Genomic DNA, 203 nt, shown 5'->3' on the forward strand with positions numbered 1-203 from the left:
TTGTCGGTGGCGCCCAGTGCTTGCACGGCCGGCTTGCTGTTGTCCAGCGTGAACTGCCAGGTGCCGTTGGGGTTGAGGGTGAGGGTGCCGTACTGGGAGATCTCGGCGCGCTGGGCGTCGGTAAGATTCCAGGTGACGCCGGTGATGGCATCGGCGCCCTTGACGTCGTTGTCCACGACGTTGCCGCTCAGGCTGTTGGCCGG

Annotated in this window: 1 protein-coding gene; it reads right to left on the minus strand. The window is 66.0% G+C overall.

The features are described 5' to 3' along the window. The coding region (locus tag ACI0FO_RS29485; protein ID WP_416032102.1) for a VCBS domain-containing protein at nt 1–203 on the minus strand (203 nt) is incomplete at both ends.

The sequence above is a fragment of the Achromobacter marplatensis genome (assembly GCF_049060505.1).
GTDB classification, from domain to species: domain Bacteria; phylum Pseudomonadota; class Gammaproteobacteria; order Burkholderiales; family Burkholderiaceae_B; genus Achromobacter; species Achromobacter marplatensis_A.